The organism is Phyllobacterium sp. UNC302MFCol5.2, assembly GCF_000686005.1.
GTDB lineage: Bacteria > Pseudomonadota > Alphaproteobacteria > Rhizobiales > Rhizobiaceae > Phyllobacterium > Phyllobacterium pellucidum.
In genome coordinates, this window is the sequence record NZ_JMLL01000011.1 from 475,083 (window position 1) to 500,644 (window position 25,562).

Here is a 25,562-nt window from a genome sequence, read left to right on the forward strand (position 1 = left end):
AGATAGTCAAGATCATAGAAACGGATGGCGTTGAAATTGCCACCGTATCCCTAGAGAGGAGAAGACAATGTCTACCTGTGACGAACTCTATCATCGCAATGCAAGCGTGGCCGAACGTCTCGCCTCATTCGCAACCGATCAGCTGCACCGCTGGGCTGAAGGCATGAACTATGCTCGCCAGCTCATTGCTCGCCGTCGCCGGATGCGCGAAACGGAATTGGCGCTTGATTCGCTCCCGGACAGCATCCGTTGCGACATTGGCTGGCCGGACCTCTATGAACGACAGATCAGGGACTACAACGAAATCAAGCCTAGCCAGCGCTAAGATCATGAGATTAGCCTTGTAAAGGGAGCGGATAACGGCGTATCCGCTCCCTTTTATCATATGTGATGCCTGCGCTTTTGCGACACAGGGCAAGACCCTTCCATTTAGAATAATTCTATGTTTCTATCTGCAAAAAAGCTCAAAAGACCACAGCAGTAATCTGAAGCCACTGCTTCAGTTGCGACATGGCCTTGAAGCCAATAGCGGGAACACAGAATCAAATGGATCATGTTGGTCTGACCAAGCGGTCTTTCGTATTTTTCCTCGTACCGAACTTTTCGATGATCGCATTTGCGACAGCGATCGAGCCGCTGCGCATTGCCAATAGAATGCTTGGATACGAAGCCTATCGCTGGCGCCTTGCTTCCGTGGATGGGAAGCCGGTGACGGCATCCAACGGCGTCGAATGCGCCGCATCCTCATCCCTGGAAGACGAACGTCGCTACCTTACGGGCGGAGATCGACCGTCCATGGTCTTTGTCTGCTCGGGCGTCCACGTCGAGAAATTCCAGAACAAATCCGTGTTCGCGTGGCTCCGCGAAGAGTTCAACCGCGGCGTCGCGGTAGGCGGACTTTGCACCGGCGCACACATCCTGGCGGCGGCCGGTCTGCTTTCGGGCAAGCGCTGTGCCATCCATTGGGAAAACCTCCCGGGCTTTGCCGAAGCGTTCCCCAAGGCAGATGTCTATGCCGATCTCTTTGAGGTTGACGGCAACATCTATACCTGCGCCGGCGGCACCGCGGCGCTTGACATGATGCTCAAGCTCATCGGCGATGATTTCGGCGACAATATCGTCAACCGCGTCTGCGAGCAGGCCCTCACCGACCGTGTTCGCAGCCCGCACGACCGCCAGCGCCTGCCGCTGCGGGCGCGCCTCGGCGTTCAGAACTCAAAGGTGCTGACGATTATTGAACTCATGGAAGCGCGCCTCTCCGAGCCTTTGTCGCTGATCGAGATCGCCGATCATGTCGGCCTGTCGCGCCGGCAGATCGAGCGCCTCTTCCGCCAGGAAATGGGAAGATCCCCTGCCCGCTACTATCTTGAAATCCGCCTCGACCGCGCGCGCCACCTGCTGATCCAGTCGTCAATGCCGATTGTCGAGGTCGCCGTTGCCTGCGGTTTCGTCTCCGCTTCGCATTTCTCCAAATGCTACCGCGAACTCTACGGCCGCTCGCCGCAACAGGAGCGCGCGGACCGCAAGCAATTGATGGCGGCTTAAGTTACCGGGATTCCCAGTCCTGCATGCGGCGCTGCCATATGCGCTCGCCGGAAAGGCAATCATACATCGGCTTGTCTTCAGCAAGGATGACTGGCAGTCTCCCCGCATCCCGCCAATCGGCCTTCTGAACTGCCGGCGTCTTTCCTGCGAGTTCCAGCACCAGCTTGCGGCGGACCGCCTCCGGAAACTGATCCCATGAATTTACGGGGATCATGAAGGCGCCGGGACCGCCGATCACGCAGTTGCTGTAATAGATATCGAGATCGGCAACAGCCCAGTCTGAATAGAAATCGCCGCGCGTCATCAGCGGCAACCCATTGACGACGATGCCCTTGGCCACCGCCTCGTTGCGTGCGTCGGCTACCGGACGGCCATTATTGTTGGCGCCGTCGCCGGAAATATCGATGACCTTGCGCATGCCCTTGAAGCCGTTATTGTCGAACAGCGAACTGCCGAAATCGATTGCACCGGAAATTGACGTGCGGCTTTGGGTCGAAGGTATCGGCTGATCCAGCGCATCCGCCAGTTTCTGCGATGCTTCCGCACTGTCGACCAGTGTCCAGGGAATGATGATCCGCTGGACGGTCGAGCCGGCCCATTCGACATAGGTGATCGCGACGCGTCCGTTCACCCCTTCGCGAATGGCATCAATAACTTCCTTGCGCCGAAACGCAGCGATATAGCCCTCGCGCTGAATCTTCTGCTCGAAAGGCTCCATTGAGCGCGAAGCATCGACGGCAAGAACAAGTTCGACGTCCACATCGAGATCGGCGGCAAGCGCGCGCGTTTCAAAGCTGGCGATCAGTGCCGCCAGTGACAGAAAACTGCAGAGAGCTTTCCTTCGCGATGACATGAAGCAAAGTGTAGCGCAAAACGATGCAACGCAAAGCAACTTCCAGTGCGTTCACATTCTGTTGAACAACCACAGGTTCAAACGCAGAAACGGCGCCTCCACGGCGCCGTCCAGCATTTCATGTTCGCTGTTGCGAAGGCGCTACGCCTTTAGCCGTTCGTTCTCGGTGTCGAACGGCGATTCCGGAATGACGGTAACCTTGTGCATCTTGTCGAGGATCTTGATCTCGAGTTGTGTGCCAAGCGCCGAATATTCCGGCTTGACCATGGCGAGCGCAATGCTCTTGCCGAGGCGCCAGCCATAACCGCCATGGGTAGCGCGGCCGACGAGTTCGCCTTTCATATAGATCGGTTCGCTGCCGCGGGCATCAACGTCAGAGACACCCGGCACATGCACTTCAAGCGTGACAAAATTCCATTTCAAGCCGTCTTCGCGAGCCTTCACCACCGCGTCGCGGCCAATGAACTCGCCCTTGTTCGGATGTACGAAACGATCAAGACCGCTTTCGAACGCATTGTATTCGATCGACAATTCGCGCGGGATCAGACGGTACGACTTCTCGACGGCCATAGCCGTCATCGCACGGATGCCGAATGGCTTGATACCGAATTCGGCACCGGCCTCGAGCAGGAGATCGTAGATCGTATTCTGCTGCTCGATCGGATGATGCAGTTCCCAGCCAAGCTCGCCAACGAAGTTGACGCGCAGCGCATGTGCTGTTGCCGTTCCAACGCTGATCTCCTTGCCCGAAAGCCAGGGGAAAGCTTCGTTGGAAAGATCGGCGCGGGTGAGCTTTTCCAGAACTTGCCGGCTCTTCGGACCCGCAAGCACGAGGACCCCGTACATCTGGGTAATCGGGCGCAGCGTCACCGAGCCATCGTCGGGCAGCAGCTTGTGCAGATAATCGTGGTCGTGGTTTTCATAGGCGCCGGCCGAGACAAGGTAGAACTTGCCGGGCGCCCATTCATAAACGGTGAACTCTGAACGCACGCCGCCGCGCGTTGTCAGAAGATGGCAAAGGGCAATTCGGCCCTGCTTCTTGGGGATGCGATTGGCAAGGATTGAATCGAGCCAGGCGCGCGCACCGGGTCCGGTAACTTCTATCTTGGCGAAGGCCGACATGTCGAGCAGGCCGACATTGTTGGTGACATTCTTGATCTCGTTGCCGACATGCTCGAAATAGTTGGAGCGGCGGAACGACCAGAGTTCCTTCACCTTGCCTTCGGCATCCGGCTTCGGATGGTTCTGGTTCATGAGAACATCGGGCTTTTCAAGCTTGGCGACGTCGAGCCCATAACCCTCAGGCGCAAACCAGTTGGCCCGTTCCCAGCCATAGACGGTTCCGAATACGGCGCCGAGCTTCTTCTGGCGGTCGTAGGACGGCGAACGCTTGAGCGGCCGCGCAGCACCGCGTTCTTCGTCCGGGTAGTGCACCGAAAAGACCTCGGCATAGGCTTCCTCGTTCTTCTCCTTGAGATAGCCTTCGGTCGCATAGGGACCGAAGCGGCGCGGATCGACGCCCATCATGTCGATTGAGGGTTCGCCCTCGACGATCCATTCGGCCAACTGCCAGCCGGCGCCGCCTGCGGCTGTCACGCCGAAGGAGTGGCCTTCGTTGAGCCAGAAATTCTTCAGGCGCGGCGCAGGTCCAATGATCGGCGAGCCGTCAGGCGTATAGGCGATTGCGCCGTTATAGACCTTCTTGATGCCGACCTCGGCAAAGGCAGGAACGCGAGCAATCGCGGTTTCGATGTGCGGTTCGAGCCGGTCGAGATCCTCCTGGAAGAGTTCGTACTCGCTCTCGTCCGACGGGCCATCGACATAACAGATCGGCGCGCCTTTCTCGTAAGGTCCGAGCAGCAGGCCGCCATTTTCCTCGCGCATATACCAGGACGAATCGCTCTCGCGCAGCACGCCCATTTCCGGCAGGCCCTTGGCCTTGCGCTCCAGGATCGCCGGATGCGGCTCGGTGACGATGTACTGGTGTTCCACCGGAATGACCGGAACATCGAGCCCGACCATCTTGCCGGTCTTGCGGGCGAAGTTGCCAGTTGCCGATACGACGTGTTCGGCGGTGATGTCACCCTTGTCCGTCTTCACCAGCCACTGGCCGGAGGGCAGTTGCTCGATGCCGAGCACGGTCGTGTAGCGATAGATGGTTGCGCCACGATCGCGAGCGCCCTTGGCCAGCGCCTGCGTAAGGTCCGCCGGCTGGATGTAGCCATCGTCCGGATGCTGGATCGCGCCGAGAATGCCGTCGATTTCGGCGAGCGGCCAAATTTCCTTGACCTGCTGCGGCGTCAGAACCTTGACCGGGACGCCGATCGTCTCGGCGACGCCTGCGTAATACATGTACTCGTCCCAGCGGTCCTTGGTGCGGGCGAGACGAATATTGGAGCAGTTGGTGAAGCCGACATTCATGCCGGTTTCCTTCTGCAGTTCTTGATAGAACTTCACCGAGTACTTATGGATCTGGCCGACCGAGTAGCTCATGTTGAACAGCGGCAGCAATCCGGCCGCATGCCAGGTTGAGCCCGAGGTGAGTTCCTTGCGCTCGATCAGGACAACGTCGCTCCAGCCTTTCTTGGCAAGGTGATAGAGCGTCGAGACGCCCACCACACCACCGCCGATAACGACAACACGCGCCTCAGTCTTCATTGCACTTTATCCTTTGATATCGATCGATGGGCGAAAAGCTTGCGCCGGTTTTTTTGCACTATGCCGCCCAGCATGTCCATCGCTAAGGCCTGTTTGCGACATGGCGAAAACACGCCGCGACGCGTGGCAAACAGTCAAGGACTTGCGAGGCCATCCGGTGCCTGAAAAACCAATGGCCGGCTGAAAATCAATCCAGCCAGCCACCGTTCCTTCAAGCTTTTCGTCAGGCTATTTGATCGAGATCTTGCCGCCGGTCATTTCGACGGTCTCGCCACCAGTCAGCGCCTCGCGGTCACCGTTCGGAAAGGTGACGAAGCAACCGCCGCTGCAGAACTCAACCGTCTCACCAGCGCCAACCTGCAACTGGGTCTTGGTCGAACCTTCGGTCACGACAAGCGTCTGCGCATTGGTGTCATTGTTCTTTACGCTCGCCGCATAAGCCGATCCGATCGAAATCGCACTCGCCACAACGGCAATCACAAACTTCTTCATTCCAAACCCGGTGGTAGCCACCGCCCCTGTTGCAAGGCCCCGCCAGGCCCTTTGTCACCCACATTTATAACGGCATCAACGTGAACGGCAACTGAACACTGGAGCCCGGGCGCAAGCGACTATTGTTTGAACTTCTTGCCATCTGCCGCAAGTTCGTCGCGCACGCGTTTGGTCAGGAGTTCGACGATCGAATCCGCATCCTCCAAATGCAGGTTCACGTCGCGCTGCGGATAGGGAATTTCAATTCCTTCTTCTGAGAAGCGATCGATGATGGCAAATCGGACATCGTTCTGGACCGAGCCGGAATTGGACAGATCGGCAAGGTGAACCCTTATTTCGAATTGCATGGTCGAATCGAGAATTGCCGAGAACGCCACGAAGGGTTCGGGGTTCTTGAGCACCAGAGGATGGCTGCGGGCGATCTCCATCAACAGGTCATGAACGCGACGAGGATCGACCTTGTGAGAAACGCCGATGGCAATATCAACGCGCCCAAGCTTGTTGCGATGCGTCCAGTTGCCGACGCTGCCATTTATGAACGACGAGTTCGGAATGATGAGCGACTGGCGCTGGAAGGTTTCGACCTCCGTTGCGCGCACGCTGATCTTCTTGACGATGCCGCCAACGCCGCCGGTCTCGATCCAGTCGCCGACCTTGAATGGCCGTTCGGCGAGAAGAATGAGGCCAGAGACGAAGTTTGATACGATTGCCTGCATGCCGAAACCGATACCGAGCGAGAGACCACCGGCAACGAGCGCAAGGCTGGAGAGGTTTATGCCCGCCGCGGAGACGCCGATGACGGCAGCAACGCCCAGGCCGAGATAACCGACGGCGGTTCTGATCGAGTTGCGCACGCCTGAATCGAGCTTGCCACGCGCCATGACACGCGTGTCGAGCCAGCCCTGGAACCAGCGTGTGAAGAAATAGAACAGCGCGAACAGAAGGACGCCGGTGGCGATGGCGATCAGCGAAATGTTGAACGAGCCAATCTGGAAGCCGGTGGCGATGGTCAGGAACCATGCCGACATCTCGCTCCACTGGAAGCCCCAGAGCAGCAAGATGACCGGGATGCCGAGGATGACGACAAAGACGTTGATGACGATGCTGGCAACGAGACCGAGCTGGTCCATAGTCGTCTCGTCAAGCCCGAAACGCTTCTGTATCGCCTGGCCGAGCTTGGTGCCGGCCAGCGCATTTTCGTCCGACACCGCCCGCGCCGTCAGGAAGCCGAGATACATCGTCACAAGCACGGCGCCGTTGATGATGATCTGCTGCGAAACGAAGCGGGCAAGCCCGATATAGCCGAAGAACGCCGCGATGATCGGAACGAGGCCAATCGTAAAAAGGAATATCCGCATGGCGCGCGGCCAAGGTTTGGTCGCCCCGCTCTCGGCGTCCTCGAGCGGCTTCAGGAAGGCCATTGCAATGATCAGCAGGCCGACAAGGACCGTGGCGAAGAGGCTCTTGGCCACAGTCAGCGACAGCGCCGATGCGGCGATCTGGTTGATCGTATCGGCAATGTAATCAAGTCCGGTGATCGTCGCCGTCGCCGTGATCAGCACCATGAGAATACGGCCCGGCCGCGGAGCGACCCGCACCAGCCGCCAGTTTGGCGCCCCGGGACAGATTACCGCCTGCGCCAGGGCATGCACGAAGAAGACGATGCCGATCACGCAGAAGAGCATGTAGATCAGCGACGCAATGTCCGGCCGCATCACATTGAAATAGCCCAGGAAAAGGTAAGTCGTCGCCAGGAACACGATCACGGTGAGCGAGCGCATCAGCGTCGACCAGAATGCCACCGCGAGGCGGCTGAGATATGATGGCGCCTCGATGCCCGGATCGCGGAAGTAGAGGTGGCCGATCGTACGCCGGCCGCCGATCAGCAGTACCAATGCGGCAATACCGGCAAAGAAGGTGGCAGCCAGCATCGATTGCCATTTGAACGTGACCACAAAGCGCCACCAGGACGAGACGAGCCTGTTCATCGTCTGCAGTTCCTGGCCATAGGCGGTGACGATCTCGCTGCCGAGCGAATAGTTGATATCGACCCGCTGCGATAATGTGTTGGTGAAGAGCTCGCGCCGCGCCTCGCCAATGGCATCGATCATCCGGTTGACCTGGATCAGCAGGTCTTCGGTCTCGCCAAGAACCGCATTGATTTCCGCCTTCTCAGTCGTCAGCCGTATGCGCTCGTCGGTGACAATCTGGGCCTCCGGCGGCTGGCCCTGTGGCGGAGGCGGTCCGAGCTGATCGAGACGAGCGTTGATTTCGGTGATACGCGGGCGAAACGACACGCCGATGTCGAGGAGTTTCTTCGATGTGCCTTCAAGGTTGAGGCGAAGGTCGGCGAGCGTGGCGTCCGTATCGGCCTTCAGCTTCTGCTGGTCGTAGTTCGAGATTTGCTTCTTCACGGCATCTATCGCAGGGCGCTGTTCGGCGACAACTGCCGACTCGACGTCCGGTACGGCGTCCGGCGCTTGCTGCGCGCTTGCATATGGAACCACGGCTGCCAGAAGCATTACCGCGACAATCATCGATACGAACTGCCGGATCATGCGGAAAATCACGATTTCATATCCACCTGTGAACTGTCTTCGTTGCGCATAAGCATACGGATCTCGGCACAATCAAGGCTGTTGTTGATTTCATTGCCTGAATGGTCGGCGCAGCGACAGTGCCCGCCGCAATCGTGGTGATCGAGCTTTGCTTCGGACAGTAGCATAATCTGGGGAATACCATGAAGAGCCGGAGCACAATTCGATCGTGCATTTTGCCCGAATACAACCGGGCTCGTCTTGACCCGTCCCTTGAGTTTCTGCTGGATTGGGCTTCCCGATACCAACGCCGCCATCAACGTCCAAACGATTCGCCTTCGAGACAATGAGATCATGATCATCAAATGCCCCTATTGCGGACCGCGCGACGTCATCGAATTTACCTATCAGGGCGATGCGACGCGAAAGCGCCCGGAGCCCTTGTCCAACGATCCGGACGTCTGGAACGCCTATGTCTACGACCGCAGCAATCCATCGGGATTGCACCGTGAGTTCTGGCTGCACAGCGGCGGCTGTCGGCAGCATCTGGTCGTTACCCGCGACATGACCACCCATGCCATTTCATCCGTGGCTTTTGCGCGCGACGTTGCGAGCGGTGGACAGGCATGACGAGTTCAAGGCTTCCCAAGGGCGGACGCATCGAGCGTTCGAAATCGGTTCGCTTCACCTTCGACGGCAAGGCTTACAGCGGTCATCCCGGCGACACGCTCGCTTCGGCGCTGCTTGCGAGCGGCATCACCCTTTTTGGCCGGTCGTTCAAGTATCACCGGCCGCGGGGCGTGTTTGCCGCGGGAAGCGACGAGCCGAATGCGCTTGTCACCGTGCTTTCCGGCGACGTCCGCGAACCGAACGTGCGCGCAACCGAGCTTGAGATCCATGACGGGCTGGTAACCCAAAGCCAGAACCGCTTTCCCTCGCTCGACCATGATTTCATGGCCATCAACCAGCTGGCCGGACCGCTGTTTTCCGCCGGATTTTACTACAAAACGTTCATGGGCCCGGCCATCGGCCCGCTGCGTGGCACGCGGTTCTGGATGTTCTGCGAAAAATTCATTCGCCGCGCAGCCGGCCTCGGCAAGGCCGGCACCGCGCCCGATCCGGATCGCTACGAACGCATGAACGCCTGGTGCGACGTGCTCGTCGTCGGCAGTGGTCCTGCTGGCCTCACTGCGGCGGAAGCAGCGGCCGGCACTGGCGCGCGCGTTATCATTGCCGAAGAAAGGCCGCTTCCGGGAGGTTCGCTGCTCGCCTCGGCCGAGACGATCGACGGCCGCGACCCGTCGGTTTGGGCACGTGAAAAGGCGGCGGCTCTGGCAGCCATGCCGAATGTGCGCTTTCTGACCCGGACGTCGGTTTGGGGCTATTACGACGGCAATGTCCTGACTGCCATCGAACACGTCTCCGACTTCAAGCCCAACCGCACCAAGGGACAGCCCCGCCAGCGCCACTGGATCATTCGTACCGGCAAGACCATTCTTGCAACCGGCGCCTTCGAGCGGCCCATGGTCTTCCCGGGCAATGACTGTCCAGGCGTCATGCTCGCCGACGCAGTGCGCCGCTATGCGGTGGAATATGGCGTCGCAGCCGGGAGCAACGTCACGCTCTTCACCAACAATGACAGCGCCTACGAAGCCGCGCGGGCGCTTTCCCTTGCAGGCGTCAATATCGTCGCCATCGTCGATGTTCGCGCAGATGTGTCGGGTGCCTGCCGCGATATCGCCACTGCGGCAAACGCCGAGCTTCTGACCGGCCATGCCGTGACTGGAACCCACGCCGGCAAGACGTTGAGTTCGATCACGGTCCAGCATTTCAATGCCGAAACAGGCCGGGTCTCAGGTGCGCCCCGCGAAATCCGCACCGACTGTCTTGGCGTTTCCGGCGGCTGGTCACCGGCCATTCACCTTGCGAGCCAGGCCGGCGGCAAGCCGGAATGGGACGAGGACCTGCAGGCATTCCTCCCGCCCGAACCCAACCAGAACTGGGTGGTGACGGGTGCTGCAGCCGGTTACATGGATACGATCAGCGTGCTCTCCGATGCGGCGACCAAGGGTTCGGCCAAGAGCCGGCTGATCTTGCCGCCGGTCGAAGCGCCCATGCTCGACGCCTCGCCTGCGCCTGTGTTCCAGATCGAGCCTTCGGCAAAATCGCAAAAGGCATTCGTCGACTTCCAGCATGATGTGACCGCCGACGATGTTCGCCTCGCCTATCGGGAAGGCTTCCATTCTGCCGAGCATCTCAAGCGCTATACGACCCTCGGCATGGCGACGGATCAGGGCAAAACTTCGAATGTCCCCGGCCTCGCGATCATGGCGGATGCCCGCGGCATCTCGATACCGGAAGCTGGCACGACGCGCTTCCGCCCACCCTTCACGCCGGTGTCGTTTGGCGCTCTTGCCGGCGAACGCTACGGCGACCTGCGTCCGCATCGGCTGACCCCGATGCATGACTGGCACCTCGCCAACGGCGCCAAGATGTACGAGGCCGGTCTTTGGCATCGTCCGATGATCTACGGCAGCCATGGCGAAACGGTCGAGCAGGCCTATGTGCGCGAGGCGCGTGCCGTGCGCCAGAGCGTCGGCATTGTCGATGTTTCGACACTTGGCAAGATCGATATTCAAGGACCCGATGCGGCGGAGCTTCTCGACCGCGTCTATACCAACATGTTCTCGACGCTGCCGGTCGGCAAGGCGCGCTACGGCCTGATGTTGCGCGAGGACGGGCTTGCCTTCGATGACGGCACCACCTGGCGCCTCGGCGAGACGCAGTTCTTGATGACGACCACGACCGCGAATGCCGGCCCGGTGATGCAGCATCTGGAATATTACCTCGACTGCATCTGGCCGGAACTGCGCGTCCATCTGACCTCGGTCACCGACGTATGGGCGGGTACGGCCGTTGCCGGACCAAAGGCACGCGCGCTGCTGGAAGCCTGCGTTACCGGCACAAAGGTCGACAATGACACTCTGCCGTTCATGGGCATCGTCCATGGCAAGATCGAGGGCGTACCAGTCATGGTCTGCCGCCTCTCGTTCTCGGGCGAACTCGCCTATGAAGTCTATTGCGGTTCGGGCTACGGGACGAGGGTCTGGGAAGCCCTGCTCACGGCCGGTAAACCGTTCGACGTCATGCCCTACGGCCTTGAGGCGCTTGGAACGCTGCGCATCGAGAAGGGACACGTGACCGGCGCCGAGATCGACGGACGCGCCAGCGCCCATGATCTTCACCTCGACTGGATGCTGTCGAAGAAAAAGCCATTCATCGGCTCCGCCATGCTTGGCCGCGAGGGGCTCAAGGACGAGAACCGGCTTTCGCTCGTCGGCCTCGTCTCGCTCGACAATCAGGCGATCACCGGGGGCAGCCACATCGTCACCGATGCAAGGCCGCGCGAGCCCGCCGACAGCTTTGGCCATGTCACCGCTGCCTGCTATTCGCCGGCGCTCGGCAAATATATCGCGCTGGCGCTGGTCAAGCACGGAACGTCGATGATCGGCAACCGCGCCTTCGCCACCGACCTTTTGCGCGGCAGGCACTGCCCGGTCGAGATCGTCAGCCACCATATGTATGATCCAGAAGGGAGCCGCATGCATGGCTGAGCTTCAATCGCCAATCGGCTCTGCCTACGTGACGGGCGATCATGGCAATGCCGCCGGCGGGGTCGGCGTGACGATCCGCGAGCGGATCGGACTTTCGATTATCCAGATCACCGCCTGGAGCGACACCATTCCAGAAGTGCTGACCGCCATAGGCAGCGCGACGGGGCTCGTCTTGCAGAACAAGCCGGGGCTCGGCCGCGTTGCCGGTGAGAAGTCAGTGTTCGGCTTTGCGCCCGGACGCTATTTTGTCGTCGCCGCAACGCCCGAACTTGAGCTGCGCCTGCGGTCCGTCATTTCCGCCGACCTTGCGACGATCATCGACCTCACGCACGGGCGGACGGTTATCCGGGTCAGTGGCCCTGATGCCGAATGGGTGCTGTCCAAGCTCTTCGCCATCGATTTTTCGGAGCACGCCTTTCCTATCGCCTATGGGCGGGCGACCCTGCATCACGACATCCACGCCAATATCCAGCGTATCGACGACGAGACCTTCGACCTTTATGTCTTCCGCACCTTTGCGCGGTCGTTCTGGAAAACGCTCGGCCATGCGGCAGAAGAAGTTGGGTACAAGGTCGAATGATCGCTATTTGAAGGCGAACACATCCGCGTCAGGATCACCAGTGCCGGTGATCTGTCCGCGAATGATCTGCGCGGCGACCATCGAGAACGTAATTCCGTTGCCGCCATAGCCGAGAACGGCATAACAGCGGTTCATGCCGGGTACCGGCCCGATTGATGGCAGACCCGTCTCGCTCGCACCAAAGCTTCCGGTCCATGCATAGTCTGCCTCGGCGCTAACGTCGGGGAACAACTTCTTGAGCTTGGCGAGTATCGCTTTCGTTTTCGCCGGCAGCTTGCCGTCGCGTTTGTCCTCGTCCTCGAACTCCTCATCCTCGCCGCCGACGATGATGCGCCCGTCCGCCGTCGTGCGCATATAGAGGTAAGGGTCGGAGGCTTCCCAGATCAGGCAGCGTTGCGGCCACGGCGTCTGCTTTTGCGGAACCGTCGCAACGGCCCAGGTCGAGATGATCGAATGCCCCTTTTGCGGCACCTGCTTTGGTATTTCGTATCCGGTCGCGAAGATCAGGTGCTTGCAACGGATCGTCTGTCCGGTCGCAGTCATGGCCCGAACCCCGCGGTCGGCGGGTTCGACAGCCACGATGTCGGCGGGCGCGAAGACCTTCGCTCCGCGCCCTATCGCCGTTTTCAAATAGCCTGCTGCAAGCTTGCGCGGATTTGCCTCTATATTGTCGAAGCTCATCAATGCCGCTTCGCGGTCGATGTTGAACACCGTCTTCAGTTCTTCGCGGCCAAGCAACTGCGTTTCAAAACCGGCGCGGCGTCGCGCGGCAAGCTCCTTTTCCAGGCCGTCCTTGTCGAGGAGATTGCCCGCGAGATAAAGCGAATCGCGATTTTCCATTTCGCAGTTTATCTGCAGTCGCCGCGTCCGCTCGCGCAGGGCATCGACGGCAAGCTTCGATCGGCGCCACGCACGCTCGGCATCATTGATACCGATCTTGCGCGCGAGTTGATGCAGAGGCGTGTCAACTTCAAATTGCAAAAGGGCCGTGCTCGCGGGCGTTGACCCGGTTACCGGTTTGCGCCTGTCGAAGACGCACACACTGAAACCAGCCTCCGTAAGGCTTTCGGCCATCAGCGCGCCGCTGATGCCCGCCCCGATGATCGCAACATCCGTTCGGATATCTTCGACCAGAAGTTGCGTTTCGATACGGGGTGCCCGTCGGGCGAGCCAGATCGGCTGGCCGGTTCGCAAATCGCGATGTTGTGTGATCATAAGGCTTTCGCAGGTGCGAGGAAGTGACTGCTGCCAAACGGTGCGAATGCTGTTGCGGTTCCCTACAGCGTCGATTTGGCCGGTCGGCCCGCGACATAGACCTCGACGATGGACCGGTCATCGCCCATGGTCTGGAGAAGGAAGAGTTCCTCGACCAGCGTCTCGACCGTTTCCATGCGAAGCCGCATGGCCGGCGTGGCGCCCGCATCGAGAACGATGCAATCCGCCTCTGCCCCCACTTTTAGCGAACCGATGAGATCTTCCAGCGACAGCGCCCGGGCATTGCCAAGCGTCGCTTGATAGAAGGAGCGCAGCGGATGGTAACGCTGCCCCTGAATATTGAGGATCTTGTAGCCTTCATCGAGCGTGCGCAACATGGAGTAGGACGTTCCGCCGCCAATATCCGTCGCAATGGCGTTGCGGACGGAGGGCTCCGAAGCGCGTAGCCGGGCAAGATCGAACAAACCGCTGCCGATGAAGAGATTTGACGTTGGGCAGAAAACCGCAACGGAACTGCTCTCCGCAATAGCGCGGATTTCGGCGTCCGTCAGGTGAATGCAATGGCCGAGAAGCGTTTTCGGCCCCAGTAGCCCATAGTGCTCATAGACGTGCGTATAGTCGCGGCTCCACGGGAAGAGTTCGGCGACGAAGGCGATTTCGGCAGTGTTTTCGCATAGATGCGTCTGAATGTGCAGGTCCGGATGTTCGCTGGCAAGCGCGCCGCTCATCTCCAGTTGCTCCGGCGTCGATGTCGGCGCAAAGCGCGGCGTGATGGCGTAGTGCTGCCGGCCCTTGCCATGCCATTCGGCGATGAGCGCCTTGCTATCGTCATAGCCCGACTGCGCCGTATCAAGGAGACACGGCGGCGCATTGCGGTCCATCATCACCTTGCCCGCCACCATCCGCGTATTGCGCCGGTGCGATTCGGCGAAAAAGGCCTGGACCGATGCCTTGTGCACCGAACAATAGGCAGCCGCGGTCGTGGTTCCGTGGCGGATCAGTTCATCGAAAAATGCCGAGGCGATGCGTTCCGGGTGGCCCTGGTTCGAGAATTTCTGTTCCTCGACGAAGGTGTACTTGTTGAGCCACTCGAGCAACGCACCCGCATAGGAGCCGACGACCTGCATCTGCGGAAAATGGATATGGGTGTCGATGAATCCAGGCATAATCAGGTGCGGGCGATGATCGATGACCTCGACGTTGCGGCCCTCGCCCGCTCGCAGCGCCGAAAACTCGTCCATTGCTGCAATCGTGCCGTCGCACAGCAAGAGGCCGCCGTCCTCGATGTAAGTGAAGGCGTCGGCGCTCGCCTCGCCCGCTATCGGCTCATCATGGAAGGTCAGAAGGCGGCCGCGCAGCAGAACTTCCGTCATTGCACCGGCTTTCCAGCGGTCGCGCTGCGATACCAGGCGACGAGCAAGGCGCGTTCGGCGTCGGTCACCTGGGTGACATTGCCCGGCGGCATCGCATGACTGGCGCCGGCCTGGATATAGATCTCGCTGGCATGCGCGGCGATAAGGCCATCCGTGTCGAGCCTGACGCCCTTCGGCGGCAGCATGATACCCTCCCACGATGGCTCGGCGGAATGGCACATCGAGCAGCGGCCCAACACCGTGTCGCGCACCTGTTCGAAATGTGCCGCGGTCAGGAATGGTTCGGCTGCCCGCGAAACCTTTGCCTCCCCGGTCAAAACCCTGGGAACCGTCGAGAGCCAGATGATGACGATGAACAGTATGGCGCTCGCAAGCCAGGTCCAGTGTGGATTGCCTTTTCCGGCGTGGCGCGAATTGAAATAGTGGCGGATCAAAACACCGATGATGAACACGAGCGACGCGATGATCCAGTTGAACGCCGTGGACGTTGCCAGCGGATAGTGGTTAGACAACATCAGGAAAATGACGGGTAAAGTCAGGTAGTTATTATGCGTCGAGCGTTGTTTTGCCTGCTTGCCCAGCTTGGGGTCGGGTGATTTTCCGGCGATGAGGTCGGCGACGACCTTCTTCTGGTTGGGGATTATCAGCAGGAACACATTCGCCGACATGATGGTCGCCGTGAATGCACCGAGATGCAGGAAGGCGGCGCGGCCCGTGAAGAGATGCGTGTAGCCCCAGGCCATGAAGACGATGACACCATAGAGGATGAGCATAAGCGCCGTGTCGTTCGCCGCGAGCGGTGATTTGCACAGGAGGTCGTAGATCAGCCAGCCGATCGAGATCGACGCGAGTGAAATGAGGATCGCGACCCACGTCGAGACATCGAGCACGTTGCGGTCGATGAGATAAAGGTCGGCGCCGGCATAGTAGACGATGCAAAGCAGCGCAAAGCCGGAGAGCCAGGTCGCATAGGATTCCCACTTGAACCAGATGAGGTGCTCGGGCATGTGCGCCGGCGCCACCATATATTTCTGGATGTGGTAGAAGCCGCCGCCATGCACCTGCCACTCCTCGCCGTTGACGCCTGCGGGCAAAGCGGCGTGGCGGCGCAGCCCGAGATCGAGCGCGATGAAATAGAAGGACGATCCGATCCAGGCGATTGCGGTGATGACATGCAGCCAGCGTGCGGCGAAGCTCAGCCATTCCCAGAAAATGAGATAATCCATCGACGCCCCACGAGATTGCCGCGCTACAATGCGGTCGTTCGCGGGTCGATGCAACTATTTCGAATCGTGAAAGATAATGCCGAGCGTGTGACGCTTGCCGCTGCGCAGGCGGCTGACACCGTGGCGCATATTGACCCGGTAATGGCCTCGCGAACCCTTAACCGGACGATTGCTTACCGGAAAGATCACGGCATCGCCTTGCCTGAGCGGCACAACTTCGACGCGTGACTGCATGCGGGGCCGCTGCTCGGTGAGAACGAATTCGCCGCCGCTGAAATCCTCGCCCGGACGCGACAGGAGAAAGGCGGCCTGGAGCGGGAAAACATGCTCGCCATAGATATCCTGGTGCAGGCAATTGTAGTCGCCTTCCTTGTATTCGAGCAGCAGTGGCGTCGGGCGGTTCTGGCCGGCCACATGGCAGCGTTCGATGAACGCCGCGTGCTCGTCCGGATAGCGCACATCGATGCCCATCAACTCATTCAAACGATTGGCGATGCCGGCGAGCGGCCCGTAAAGCGATTGGCGAAGATCGTTCACCAGCGGCGGCAGGGGATAGCTGAAATATTTGTATTCGCCGCGCCCGAAGCCATGTTTGGCCATGACGATCCGCTTGCGGAACTGGTCGTCGTCCCCATAACCCGCTGCCAGCTGTTCGCACGCGTTTGGCGACAGCACGCCTTTCAAGACCGCATAGCCGATATCGTCGAGACTTGTCGCAATGTCGTTCCACCGTGTGGTGGCAAGTGGCGTAACGCTGTCAGTCATGTCATGGCCTCCATGCAATTTCCTATCGGGCTTAGAGTGCGCTTAGCTTGAATGGGTTCCACCCGTTTCCTGCGCGCTGCGCGATTTTTCTTGGTCGAACCGGCCAAACACGTCGATTTTAAGTGACTCAGCCAACAAGACTTCATAATACAGGAACCAACGAGGCGCTTTGCGCCGCGGGAGATTGATATTGGGTAGCGGCATGGACAAGCATGGAAATAGCAGGACAGGAAAGCGCAGCGCTGCTCCGCTCCTGATCTCTATTTTCTGGCTTGTCTCCACGATCGGCGCGGCCCTTGGCGCCTCTTACATGTCGGGGCCAGACCGCAATCTGGCTGAACGGGCGATCGGCGCGGCCAAGCCGCACGAAACACGTGTCGCCCACGAAACTGACAATCACTCGACTCCGGTCGAGCGGCCCATGCGCGTCATCGCGCTTGAAGCGCTGCATCTGAAAATCAAGAGCGGGCTCGGCGCCGACAGCGGTCCCCAGGATGCGTTGCTTCCGGGCGGATCGCGGCTTGCGCTCGCCGACCAGACCGGTATCCGGATTTTTGCACCGAGCGCCACATTGCTTCTCGGCCACGATCCGCTATTCAGCGCCCGCGCGCCGCCCCGCGCCCTTGGCTGATATCACCATTTCCGGCAGGAAATGACGAACAACTTCGGCGCTCGCCAGGCAGACGCGTAAGCAGTTCCCGGCAGTGCCCCCATCTCATAACGGAAAACGACCATGCGTACTTCGAGGTGGGTCCTCTGGACCTATATTTTCATCATTCTGGCGGGTATTACGCTCGCGCTACCCAATCTTTTCACCAAGGCACAGCTTGACGCGATGCCGGGCTGGTTCCCCAAAAAGCAGGTTGCGCTCGGCCTCGACCTGCGCGGCGGTTCCTATCTCGTTCTCGAAGTTGATGCCGCGGCCCTGAAGAAGGACCGTATCCGCTCGATCCTCGATGACGCGCGCGGCCATTTGCGCACGGCGAAGATCCAGCCTCAGTCGGTGCGTGTTGCCGGCGATTCCGTTATCGTGACGCTTTCCGATCCGTCGCAGCGCGATGCCGCGGTGGCTGCCTTGCGTGAATTGTCCTCGCAGGTTGCCCAAGTCGGTTTCGCCGCCCCTGTCAGCGATATCGACATCACCTCGACCGACAATCAGATCCGCCTGACGCTCACCGAGGCCGGCATGAAGGACAAGCTCGACAATGCCTTGCAGCAGAGTCTTGAAATCGTCCGCCGCCGCGTCGACCAGGTCGGTGTCGCCGAACCATCGATCCAGCGCGTCGGTTCCGACCGCATCGTGGTCCAGCTGCCCGGGCTCCAGGATCCGAGCCAACTGCGTGCCCTGCTCGGCAGCACGGCAAAAATGACGTTCCATATGGTCGCCGACCATGATGCCGGCACCAACCCGCCTCCCGGCGTCTCGATCCTTCCCGACGCCAAGACTCCCGGCGTCACATTCCCGGTCGAGGATCGCGTTGCGATCAGCGGCGAACGGCTGACCGACGCCCGCGCCGCCTTTGACCAGCAGACCAACCAGCCGATCATCACCTTCCGCTTCGATAATGTCGGCGCACGTCAGTTCGCGGACATCACCAGCCAGAATGTCGGACGGCCGTTCGCCATCGTGCTCGACGGCAAGGTTTTGACCGCACCGGTCATCCAGGTGCCGATCACCGGCGGCTCGGGCCAGATCACCGGCAATTTCACCGTACAGGATACGGTGACGACCGCGGCGCTGCTGCGCGCCGGCGCGCTGCCGGCTCCGCTTACCGTCATCGAAGAGCGGACGGTCGGTCCTGATCTTGGCGGCGACGTCATCAAGATGGGCCTGTTGACCGGCTTCATCGGCTTCGCCCTCGTCGTTGCGTTTATCTTCATCCTCTATTGCGGCTGGGGTCTCATCGCCAACCTTGCCCTTGCTCTCAACGTTGCCTTGACCTTCGGAATATTGAGCTTGCTCGGAGCGACGCTGACGCTGCCAGGCATCGCCGCCATCATTCTCGGCATCGGCTTTGCGGTCGACGCGAACATTCTCATCAATGAACGTATCCGGGAAGAAGCGCGCAAGGGTATCGGCGCGATGGCTGCGGTCGATCGTGGTTTCAGGCTTGCTTACTCGACCATTGTCGACGCCAACGCCACGCACCTGATCGCGACGTTCCTGCTGTTCCTTTTCGGCACTGGCCCGGTACGCGGCTTCGCGATCACCATGATCATCGGCGCCCTCGTCTCGATGTTCACTGCCGTGACCGTCGTTCGCATCATCATGATGGCGATCGTGCGTCGCCGCAAGATGAAGACGATCCGCATCGAGCACCTGTTCAAGCTCGTTCCGGAGAACACGAACATCTCGTTCATGAATGCCCGCTTCTTCGGTATCGGCGTGTCGATCTTCCTGTCGATCGCATCGGTGATCCTGTTCATCCATCCGGGCCTCAACTACGGCATCGACTTCAAGGGCGGTATCCAGGTGGATGTGACGACATCGCAGCCGGCGGATCTGGCCACCATGCGCTCGACGCTCGAAGGTCTCGGCCTTGGCGAAGTCGCCCTGCAGCAGGGCGGCGGCGACAATCGCGTTCTCATCCGCGTCCAGCGTCAGGAAGGCGGCGAAGAGGCGCAGACCGTTGCTGTCACCAAGGTCAAGGATGCCGTGCAAAAGCTTGACCCCGCCGTCAAGTTCGAAAGCTCGGAAGTCGTCGGGCCTAAGGTCAGCGGCGAGCTTGCGCGGTCCGGCATCCTTGCCGTCGTCCTCGCCAGCCTTGCCATGCTGTTCTACATCTGGTGGCGGTTCGAGTGGCACTTCGCGCTGGGCGCCATTGCGACACTCATTCTCGATACCACCAAGACCGTCGGCTTCTTTGCGCTGATGGGCCTCGACTTCAACCTGACCGCCATCGCCGCATTGCTGACGATCATCGGCTACTCGGTCAACGACAAGGTTGTGGTCTATGACCGGATGCGCGAGAACCTGCGCATCCACAAGAAAATGCCGCTGCGCCAGATCATCGACCTCAGTATCAACCAGACGCTGGCGCGCTGTATCTACACCTCATTGACCGTCTTCCTCGCCATGCTTCCGATGGCGATCTGGGGCGGCAAGGCGGTCGAGAACTTTGCGCTGCCGATGCTTTTCGGCGTGATTATCGCGACAAGTTCCTCGCTCTTTATCGCAGCACCCATCCTGCTCTTGCTCGGAACCTGGTGGGAGAAGAACCACCAGCACCGCATCGGTGAAAAGCCGGTCGCGCAAAGTTGATGCCGCGCGACCAGCACAAAGCCTAAATATTTGCGGCACATGGAAAAAATGCCTTCCATGTGCCGCAGAATTGACGAAAGCGGTTTGCAAGACTTCCCCGGTACGCAATACTGCTGCGACAGGACGCTGTTTGCAGGTTCATCAAATTTCATTTTTCAACGATCCCACGGAGGAGATGCCGACATATGCCTCATGAAACGCCGCTGATTGCGACAATCGTCATTGGTCTGGTTCTGGCCTTTATTTTTGGTGCGATTGCCAATCGGTTGCGAGTTCCTCCCCTTGTCGGATATCTCCTCGCCGGCGTGCTCGCCGGCTCCCATACCCCCGGGTTCGTCGCCGACCAGAAGCTCGCGGCGGAGCTTGCCGAAATCGGTGTGATCCTGCTGATGTTCGGCGTTGGCCTGCATTTTTCCCTGAAGGACCTTCTCTCCGTCCGCGCGATCGCCATTCCGGGCGCCGTCGTACAGATCGTCGCGGCCACAATCCTCGGCGCCGGTCTCGCCTGGATCCTTGGCTGGGGTCTGCAGGCAGGCCTCGTCTTCGGTCTGGCCCTATCCGTAGCAAGTACGGTCGTGTTGCTTCGCGCGATGCAGGAGCGCCGCCTTATCGAGACCGAGCGCGGACGCATCGCCGTCGGCTGGCTTATCGTCGAAGACCTTGCCATGGTCCTCGCGCTCGTCCTGCTACCTGCAATTGCGGGTGCGCTCAACAGCGGTGGTGACGGCGAGCAGGCCATGCGCGCGCTCAGCGATCCGATCGTCAACTATTTCAACCTCGGCGTCCTCGGCGTCATTCTTTTGACCCTCGGCAAGGTGGCCGCCTTTGTGGCCGTCATGCTCATCGTCGGCCGACGCGTCATTCCCTGGACGCTGCACGCCATTGCGCATACGGGCTCCCGCGAACTGTTCCGCCTCGCCGTACTCGCCATCGCGCTTGGCGTCGCCTTCGGTGCGGCAAAGCTCTTCGGCGTATCGCTGGCGCTTGGCGCCTTCTTTGCCGGCATGATCATGAGCGAATCCGAGCTCAGCCACCGCGCTGCCGAAGAATCGCTGCCGCTGCGCGATGCTTTCGCGGTACTGTTCTTCGTTTCGGTTGGCATGCTGTTCGATCCGATGACAATCGTCCAGGATCCGCTGCCGCTACTGGCAACGCTGGCGATCATCGTCATCGGCAAGTCGCTCGCTGCTTTCTTCATCGTGCGCGCCTTCGGTTATCCGTCCGGCACGGCGCTCATTATTTCCGCAAGTCTGGCGCAGATCGGCGAATTCTCCTTCATTCTCGCCGAGCTTGGCGTCGATCTTGGCATGCTGCCGCAGGAGGGACGCGACCTCATCCTTGGCGGCGCCATCCTGTCGATCCTCGTCAATCCGCTGGCATTTGCCGCCGTGACATATCTCAAACCCAGGCTGGAAAAGCGGGCGGCGGCAACCGAGCCTGTTGCGGACGCGGCCGAACCTTCCACTGTCGAGGCGGAGGCCGTGGAGGAAGTGCAACCCACCACGCTGACCGATCATGCGGTGCTCGTCGGCTACGGCCGGGTAGGCAGTCTCGTTGGCGAGGCGCTCAAGGAACGAGGCAAGCCGTTCCTCGTTATTGAAGATGCCGACAAGACCGTCGCCAGGTTGCGGGATGACAATATCGAGACCATCGTCGGCAACGCCGCCAATGGCGACGTACTTGCGGCGGCGAATCTGGTTGGAGCCCGGCAGTTGATTCTGGCGATCCCCAATGCTTTTGAGGCCGGGCAGGTCGTCGTCAAGGCACGCGCCGCGAATCCGACGATCAACATTCTGGCGCGCGCCCATTCGGACGCCGAAGTGCAGCACTTGCAGGACCTCGGCGCCGATACGGTGATCATGGGAGAACGCGAGATCGCGCGCGGTCTGGTTTCCCAGATTCTCGGTCTCGATGAACCGGTGCCCGCACCATTGACTGAATAAAGACAACAATAAAAGCGACCGGTATGAGTGGGCAGGACCGAGTATGAAGCTGAAGGATTATGTATGGCCGGTTGTCGGACTGGCCGCCGTCGGGATTTCCGTATGGCTCCTCTACAAGGAGCTGCGGAGCATCTCGCTGGATGACGTAATCGACAGCATCTACGCGATTCCTCCGCATCGCTGGGTCCTCGCCGCGCTGTCCTCGCTTGCCGCCTACGCGGCTCTTGCCGGCTACGACCGCGTAGCGCTCCTGCATCTTCGCCGCAAGATTTCGTGGCTCTTCATCGCGCTATGTTCCTTCACAACCTATGCGCTGTCCCACAATATCGGCGCGTCGGTGCTTTCAGGAGCCGTCGTTCGCTATCGCGCCTATTCCTCGCAAGGGATGAGCGGATCTGAAATCGCTTTGCTGATTGCCTTCTGCTCCTTCACTTTCATGCTCGGCATACTGACGCTTAGTGCTTTCGTGCTTTTGATCGAGCCGGAACTACTTCAGCGCTTCAACGCGGATTTGCCGGTTTCCGTGGGCTATGTCCTCGGTTATGGCTCGTTGGCCATCGTCCTCCTCTATGTCTTTGGCAGCTGGCTGCAATTCAAACCCTTGCGGATTCGCCAGTTCACGCTCGAATATCCGCGTCTCTCGGTTGTCGCGCAGCAGCTGATCGTCGGACCGCTGGAGCTCATTGGCGCTGCGGCTATCATCTATTTCACGCTGCCCGCCGAAGGAAATCCCGGGTTTCTGATCATCCTCGGCATTTTTCTCGTGTCGTTTTCAGCAGCCCTCATCTCCCATGCGCCTGGCGGTCTCGGCGTCCTTGAACTCGTATTCCTGACCGGCTTGCCCGACATGAACCATGCCGACGTTCTCGCCGCGCTTATCATCTTCCGTCTGTTCTATCTCCTGATCCCGTTTGCCCTGTCGCTGCTCGTAGTGCTCTATTTCGAACGCTCCCAGCTTCTCATCCGCTGGTACAAGAAAGACGGAGAAACGTAAGCGGCGCTTTCCACACAAGCGCGGTTTTGCAGGGCCAGATTTTCCCATTATGCCGGCTCTTTAGTGGGCTGTTTCTTCAAGAATTGCCGCGGCAACCTTATTTTTGGGCCACATCAGAGTTCCTTCAGGCGATTTTGCATCAAGGGAGTTGTGGCACCGATGACGACATTGATCATTCCGGGATATCGCGGATCCGAAAGCGGCCATTGGCAAAGGCAATGGCTTGCCGAGGATGATACCGCCCATCTCGTCGAGCAGGACGATTGGGAAAACCCGGTACTGTCACAGTGGCTGCACGTGCTGGAAGCAAAGCTTGCCGAAACCCCGGATGCGGTTCTCGTTGCGCACAGCCTCGGCTGCGTTCTCGTCTCTCACCTCGCAAGCCGGCCCTCGGCGGCTCACATTGCGGGAGCCGTACTCGTTGCGCCCGCCGACGCTGAGCGCATGGCATCGCAGGATTTGAAGTTTGCGAGTTTCGCGCCCCTGCCCCGCTACAATCTCGGTTTCCCGTCGATCGTCGTTGCCAGCCGCAATGACCCCTACATGTCCTTCAAGAAGGCGGAAGCCCTTGCCGGCGTCTGGGGTTCGGGTTTTGTCGACCTGCAATATGCCGGCCATATCAATGTAGAAGCTGGGTTCGGCACGTGGCCCGACGGCCATGTCCTTGCCAACTCTCTGCGACGCCCGCAGCGAGACTACCGGCCACAGCGCGCCGCCTGAGCCTGGCTTGCTCAGCCGGCTCTTTGCTTGCGTTCGAGCACGTACTTCAACACTAGCGTCACGATTGCGATCAACGCCAATGTCGATGAAGCGGCAAAGGCGCCGGTAACGTTGTAATCGTTGAACAGCAATTCGATCTGCAGCGGCAATGTATTGGTCTGACCGCGAATGGCGCCGGACACGACGGATACCGCACCGAACTCGCCCATGACGCGGGCATTGCACAGCACCGCGCCATAGAGCAGCGCCCATTTGATGTTCGGCAGCGTCACATAGCGGAACGTCTGCAATCCGGTGGCGCCCAGCGTGATGGCTGCCTCTTCGTCTTCGCTGCCCTGCGCCTGCATCAGCGGAATGAGTTCACGGGCGACGAAAGGGCTGGTCACGAACAGGCTGACGAGAAAGATCGCCGGCACGGTGAACATGATCTTGATGTCGTAACTTTCGAGTAGCGGCCCGAGCAGTCCCTGGCTGCCGTAGAGAAACAGATATGTCACGCCGGCAACGATCGGCGAGACCGAAAATGGAATCTCGATAAGGCTGATCAGAAGCTGGCGACCCGGGAAGCGATACCGTGTCACCAGCCACGCGGCGCAGATGCCGAACACCATGTTGATAGGCACGACCACGATCGCGGTAAGCACCGTCAGCCAGATTGCATGCAGCGTCGCCGGCTGCGTGATCTGCGAGAAATAGACGCCCATACCTTCGCGGAACGCATAGGTGAAGATCACCAGCATCGGGACGCCGATGAAAAGCGCCGAAAGGATGAACGCGGCGCCGATGAGAACGCGATGGACTGCGCTCGCCGCTGGCTTGCCGCGCCGGGGTGAAGAATAGGCCGTGACGGCCGGCGCGGGCAGCGCGGATTCAGTTGCGTTCTGCATATCTCAAATGCCAGGCCTGGATCGAGTTGGTTATGACGAGCATGAGAAAGGCGGTGACCAGCATCACTGTCGCCAGCGCTGCGGCGGCCGGATAGTCATATTCATCGAGCCGGATGAAAACGAGCAACGACATCACCTCGGTTTCAAAAGGCAGGTTGCCGGAGATGAAGACGATCGCCCCGAACTCGCCGAGGCTGCGCGCGAAGGACAGACTACAACCCGCTATAAATGCGGGCAAAATTGCCGGCCAGATGACCCTTGTGAATATTTGCCAATTGGAGGCGCCGAGGGATCTCGCCGCCTCTTCGACGTCACTGGCAAGATCTTCCAGCACCGGCTGCACCGTACGGATGACGAAGGGGATGCTGGTGAACATCATGGCGAGCGCGATGCCGAGAGGCGCATAGGCGACCTTGATACCGAGCGGCTCGAGATAGCGCCCAAACCAGCCATTGGCCGAAAATACGGTGACCAGGGCAAGACCTGCGACCGCAGTCGGCAGCGCGAAAGGCAAATCGACAATGGCATCGAGCAACCGGCGACCCGGAAACTCATAACGCACCAGCACCCAGGCGAGCAGCATGCCGAACATCGCATTGAGAAGGGTTGCCAGCGCAGCCGTCGATACCGTGATGCGATAGGTGGCAAGCGCTCTTTCCGAGGTGACGATCGTCCAGAAGTCCGCAAAGCCGAGATTGGCCGACTTGTAGAGCATGGCAACAAGCGGCAGCGCTACGATCACCACGAAATAGAGCAAGGTCACACCAAGGGTGAGACCGAAGCCTGGCAGAATTCCGCGCGAAGAAGACCTTGAAAACAATGACATTCCAGCTTTCTAGCCTGTGCATGTCCGAATGCAAGTCGTGGTTAAAAATAGAATGGCGCAGCATCGCCGCTG

The 25,562-nt window shown here is 59.8% G+C and carries 21 protein-coding genes; 10 read left to right on the forward strand and 11 right to left on the reverse strand.

The genetic code is table 11. The features are described from left to right. The first annotated feature begins 67 nt into the window (after positions 1-67). Entirely contained in the window at positions 68-325 is a 258-nt protein-coding gene (locus BR48_RS0113625; protein WP_027231807.1) for a hypothetical protein, read from the forward strand. Positions 326-546: 221 nt separating this feature from the next. Beyond that, positions 547-1,545, forward strand: a complete 999-nt coding sequence (locus tag BR48_RS0113630; protein ID WP_027231808.1) for a GlxA family transcriptional regulator — start codon at positions 547-549, stop codon at positions 1,543-1,545. A gap of 1 nt (position 1,546) precedes the next feature. On the opposite strand, the gene BR48_RS0113635 is transcribed toward BR48_RS0113630, so the two are convergent. The 5 genes from BR48_RS0113635 to BR48_RS26225 all read right to left on the reverse strand — a co-directional run bounded on the left by BR48_RS0113635 (position 1,547) and on the right by BR48_RS26225 (position 8,447). Continuing rightward, a complete protein-coding gene (locus BR48_RS0113635; protein WP_027231809.1) occupies positions 1,547-2,398 on the reverse strand; it encodes a DUF1194 domain-containing protein in 852 nt (283 codons plus the stop codon). 141 nt (positions 2,399-2,539) lie between these two features. After that, positions 2,540-5,056 (reverse strand): FAD-dependent oxidoreductase, encoded by a 2,517-nt coding sequence (locus BR48_RS0113640; protein ID WP_027231810.1) that lies wholly within the window; start codon positions 5,054-5,056, stop codon positions 2,540-2,542. A gap of 228 nt (positions 5,057-5,284) precedes the next feature. After that, on the reverse strand, positions 5,285-5,548 hold the full coding sequence (locus tag BR48_RS0113645) for a hypothetical protein (RefSeq protein WP_027231811.1): 264 nt from the start codon (positions 5,546-5,548) through the stop codon (positions 5,285-5,287). Positions 5,549-5,667: 119 nt separating this feature from the next. After that, entirely contained in the window at positions 5,668-8,070 is a 2,403-nt protein-coding gene (locus tag BR48_RS0113650; RefSeq protein WP_228019400.1) for a mechanosensitive ion channel family protein, read from the reverse strand. Between the two features lie 44 nt (positions 8,071-8,114). Further along, on the reverse strand, positions 8,115-8,447 hold the full coding sequence (locus tag BR48_RS26225) for a hypothetical protein (RefSeq protein WP_139217655.1): 333 nt from the start codon (positions 8,445-8,447) through the stop codon (positions 8,115-8,117). Here BR48_RS26225 and BR48_RS0113655 point away from each other — a divergent pair. From BR48_RS0113655 to BR48_RS0113665, 3 genes are read left to right on the forward strand one after another with little or no spacing between them, the layout of a single operon-like run. Next, positions 8,440-8,715: a sarcosine oxidase subunit delta gene (locus BR48_RS0113655; RefSeq protein ID WP_027231813.1), complete on the forward strand. Its 276-nt coding sequence runs from the start codon at positions 8,440-8,442 to the stop codon at positions 8,713-8,715. The genes BR48_RS26225 and BR48_RS0113655 overlap by 8 nt on opposite strands. Next, a complete protein-coding gene (locus BR48_RS0113660; RefSeq protein ID WP_027231814.1) occupies positions 8,712-11,699 on the forward strand; it encodes a sarcosine oxidase subunit alpha family protein in 2,988 nt (995 codons plus the stop codon). Before BR48_RS0113655 ends, BR48_RS0113660 begins: the two co-directional genes overlap by 4 nt. Continuing rightward, positions 11,692-12,279 carry a sarcosine oxidase subunit gamma family protein gene (locus tag BR48_RS0113665; protein WP_027231815.1) on the forward strand — a complete coding sequence of 196 codons (588 nt, stop codon included), beginning with the start codon at positions 11,692-11,694 and terminating at the stop codon, positions 12,277-12,279. Before BR48_RS0113660 ends, BR48_RS0113665 begins: the two co-directional genes overlap by 8 nt. Before the next feature lie 3 nt (positions 12,280-12,282). On the opposite strand, the gene BR48_RS0113670 is transcribed toward BR48_RS0113665, so the two are convergent. The 4 genes from BR48_RS0113670 to BR48_RS0113685 all read right to left on the reverse strand — a co-directional run bounded on the left by BR48_RS0113670 (position 12,283) and on the right by BR48_RS0113685 (position 16,858). Then, positions 12,283-13,494: an FAD-dependent oxidoreductase gene (locus BR48_RS0113670; RefSeq protein ID WP_051614965.1), complete on the reverse strand. Its 1,212-nt coding sequence runs from the start codon at positions 13,492-13,494 to the stop codon at positions 12,283-12,285. Between the two features lie 62 nt (positions 13,495-13,556). Continuing rightward, a complete protein-coding gene (gene guaD, locus BR48_RS0113675; protein WP_027231817.1) occupies positions 13,557-14,867 on the reverse strand; it encodes a guanine deaminase in 1,311 nt (436 codons plus the stop codon). Then, positions 14,864-16,093, reverse strand: coding sequence for a urate hydroxylase PuuD (locus BR48_RS0113680; RefSeq protein WP_027231818.1), 1,230 nt, complete (start codon positions 16,091-16,093; stop codon positions 14,864-14,866). Before BR48_RS0113680 ends, guaD begins: the two co-directional genes overlap by 4 nt. A 54-nt stretch (positions 16,094-16,147) precedes the next feature. Continuing rightward, the gene (locus tag BR48_RS0113685; RefSeq protein ID WP_027231819.1) at positions 16,148-16,858 is read right to left on the reverse strand and encodes a 2OG-Fe(II) oxygenase; all 711 of its coding nucleotides are present in this window, start codon (positions 16,856-16,858) and stop codon (positions 16,148-16,150) included. Between the two features lie 202 nt (positions 16,859-17,060). Here BR48_RS0113685 and BR48_RS0113690 point away from each other — a divergent pair, with 202 nt between their 5' ends. The 5 genes from BR48_RS0113690 to BR48_RS0113710 all read left to right on the forward strand — a co-directional run bounded on the left by BR48_RS0113690 (position 17,061) and on the right by BR48_RS0113710 (position 23,777). Then, the gene (locus BR48_RS0113690; protein WP_027231820.1) at positions 17,061-17,489 is read left to right on the forward strand and encodes a hypothetical protein; all 429 of its coding nucleotides are present in this window, start codon (positions 17,061-17,063) and stop codon (positions 17,487-17,489) included. A 102-nt stretch (positions 17,490-17,591) separates the two neighbouring features. Further along, positions 17,592-20,120, forward strand: a complete 2,529-nt coding sequence (gene secD, locus BR48_RS0113695) for a protein translocase subunit SecD (protein ID WP_027231821.1) — start codon at positions 17,592-17,594, stop codon at positions 20,118-20,120. 185 nt (positions 20,121-20,305) lie between these two features. Next, a complete protein-coding gene (gene ybaL / locus BR48_RS0113700) occupies positions 20,306-22,063 on the forward strand; it encodes a YbaL family putative K(+) efflux transporter (RefSeq protein WP_027231822.1) in 1,758 nt (585 codons plus the stop codon). A gap of 43 nt (positions 22,064-22,106) precedes the next feature. Then, complete coding sequence (locus tag BR48_RS0113705; RefSeq protein WP_027231823.1) at positions 22,107-23,057, forward strand: lysylphosphatidylglycerol synthase domain-containing protein; 951 nt, start codon at positions 22,107-22,109, stop codon at positions 23,055-23,057. 159 nt (positions 23,058-23,216) lie between these two features. Then, positions 23,217-23,777: an alpha/beta hydrolase gene (locus tag BR48_RS0113710; RefSeq protein WP_027231824.1), complete on the forward strand. Its 561-nt coding sequence runs from the start codon at positions 23,217-23,219 to the stop codon at positions 23,775-23,777. An 11-nt stretch (positions 23,778-23,788) separates the two neighbouring features. Here BR48_RS0113710 and cysW read toward each other — a convergent pair whose 3' ends face one another. Together cysW and cysT are read right to left on the reverse strand one after the other, a co-directional pair. Next, a complete protein-coding gene (gene cysW / locus BR48_RS0113715; protein ID WP_027231825.1) occupies positions 23,789-24,664 on the reverse strand; it encodes a sulfate ABC transporter permease subunit CysW in 876 nt (291 codons plus the stop codon). Beyond that, positions 24,648-25,490 carry a sulfate ABC transporter permease subunit CysT gene (cysT, locus tag BR48_RS0113720; protein WP_027231826.1) on the reverse strand — a complete coding sequence of 281 codons (843 nt, stop codon included), beginning with the start codon at positions 25,488-25,490 and terminating at the stop codon, positions 24,648-24,650. The genes cysW and cysT overlap by 17 nt, the downstream gene beginning before the upstream one ends. Between the last annotated feature and the right edge of the window lie 72 nt (positions 25,491-25,562).

Bases quoted from the DNA above. Each gene is read 5' to 3' on its own strand.
- BR48_RS0113625 (WP_027231807.1), top strand. From the start codon at position 68: ATGTCTACCTGTGACGAACTCTATCATCGCAATGCAAGCGTGGCCGAA.
- BR48_RS0113630 (WP_027231808.1), top strand. From the start codon at position 547: ATGGATCATGTTGGTCTGACCAAGCGGTCTTTCGTATTTTTCCTCGTA.
- BR48_RS0113635 (WP_027231809.1), bottom strand. From the start codon at position 2,398: ATGTCATCGCGAAGGAAAGCTCTCTGCAGTTTTCTGTCACTGGCGGCA.
- BR48_RS0113640 (WP_027231810.1), bottom strand. From the start codon at position 5,056: ATGAAGACTGAGGCGCGTGTTGTCGTTATCGGCGGTGGTGTGGTGGGC.
- BR48_RS0113645 (WP_027231811.1), bottom strand. From the start codon at position 5,548: ATGAAGAAGTTTGTGATTGCCGTTGTGGCGAGTGCGATTTCGATCGGA.
- BR48_RS0113650 (WP_228019400.1), bottom strand. From the start codon at position 8,070: ATGCTTCTGGCAGCCGTGGTTCCATATGCAAGCGCGCAGCAAGCGCCG.
- BR48_RS0113655 (WP_027231813.1), top strand. From the start codon at position 8,440: ATGATCATCAAATGCCCCTATTGCGGACCGCGCGACGTCATCGAATTT.
- BR48_RS26225 (WP_139217655.1), bottom strand. From the start codon at position 8,447: ATGATCATGATCTCATTGTCTCGAAGGCGAATCGTTTGGACGTTGATG.
- BR48_RS0113660 (WP_027231814.1), top strand. From the start codon at position 8,712: ATGACGAGTTCAAGGCTTCCCAAGGGCGGACGCATCGAGCGTTCGAAA.
- BR48_RS0113665 (WP_027231815.1), top strand. From the start codon at position 11,692: ATGGCTGAGCTTCAATCGCCAATCGGCTCTGCCTACGTGACGGGCGAT.
- BR48_RS0113670 (WP_051614965.1), bottom strand. From the start codon at position 13,494: ATGATCACACAACATCGCGATTTGCGAACCGGCCAGCCGATCTGGCTC.
- guaD (WP_027231817.1), bottom strand. From the start codon at position 14,867: ATGACGGAAGTTCTGCTGCGCGGCCGCCTTCTGACCTTCCATGATGAG.
- BR48_RS0113680 (WP_027231818.1), bottom strand. From the start codon at position 16,093: ATGGATTATCTCATTTTCTGGGAATGGCTGAGCTTCGCCGCACGCTGG.
- BR48_RS0113685 (WP_027231819.1), bottom strand. From the start codon at position 16,858: ATGACTGACAGCGTTACGCCACTTGCCACCACACGGTGGAACGACATT.
- BR48_RS0113690 (WP_027231820.1), top strand. From the start codon at position 17,061: ATGGACAAGCATGGAAATAGCAGGACAGGAAAGCGCAGCGCTGCTCCG.
- secD (WP_027231821.1), top strand. From the start codon at position 17,592: ATGCGTACTTCGAGGTGGGTCCTCTGGACCTATATTTTCATCATTCTG.
- ybaL (WP_027231822.1), top strand. From the start codon at position 20,306: ATGCCTCATGAAACGCCGCTGATTGCGACAATCGTCATTGGTCTGGTT.
- BR48_RS0113705 (WP_027231823.1), top strand. From the start codon at position 22,107: ATGAAGCTGAAGGATTATGTATGGCCGGTTGTCGGACTGGCCGCCGTC.
- BR48_RS0113710 (WP_027231824.1), top strand. From the start codon at position 23,217: ATGACGACATTGATCATTCCGGGATATCGCGGATCCGAAAGCGGCCAT.
- cysW (WP_027231825.1), bottom strand. From the start codon at position 24,664: ATGCAGAACGCAACTGAATCCGCGCTGCCCGCGCCGGCCGTCACGGCC.
- cysT (WP_027231826.1), bottom strand. From the start codon at position 25,490: ATGTCATTGTTTTCAAGGTCTTCTTCGCGCGGAATTCTGCCAGGCTTC.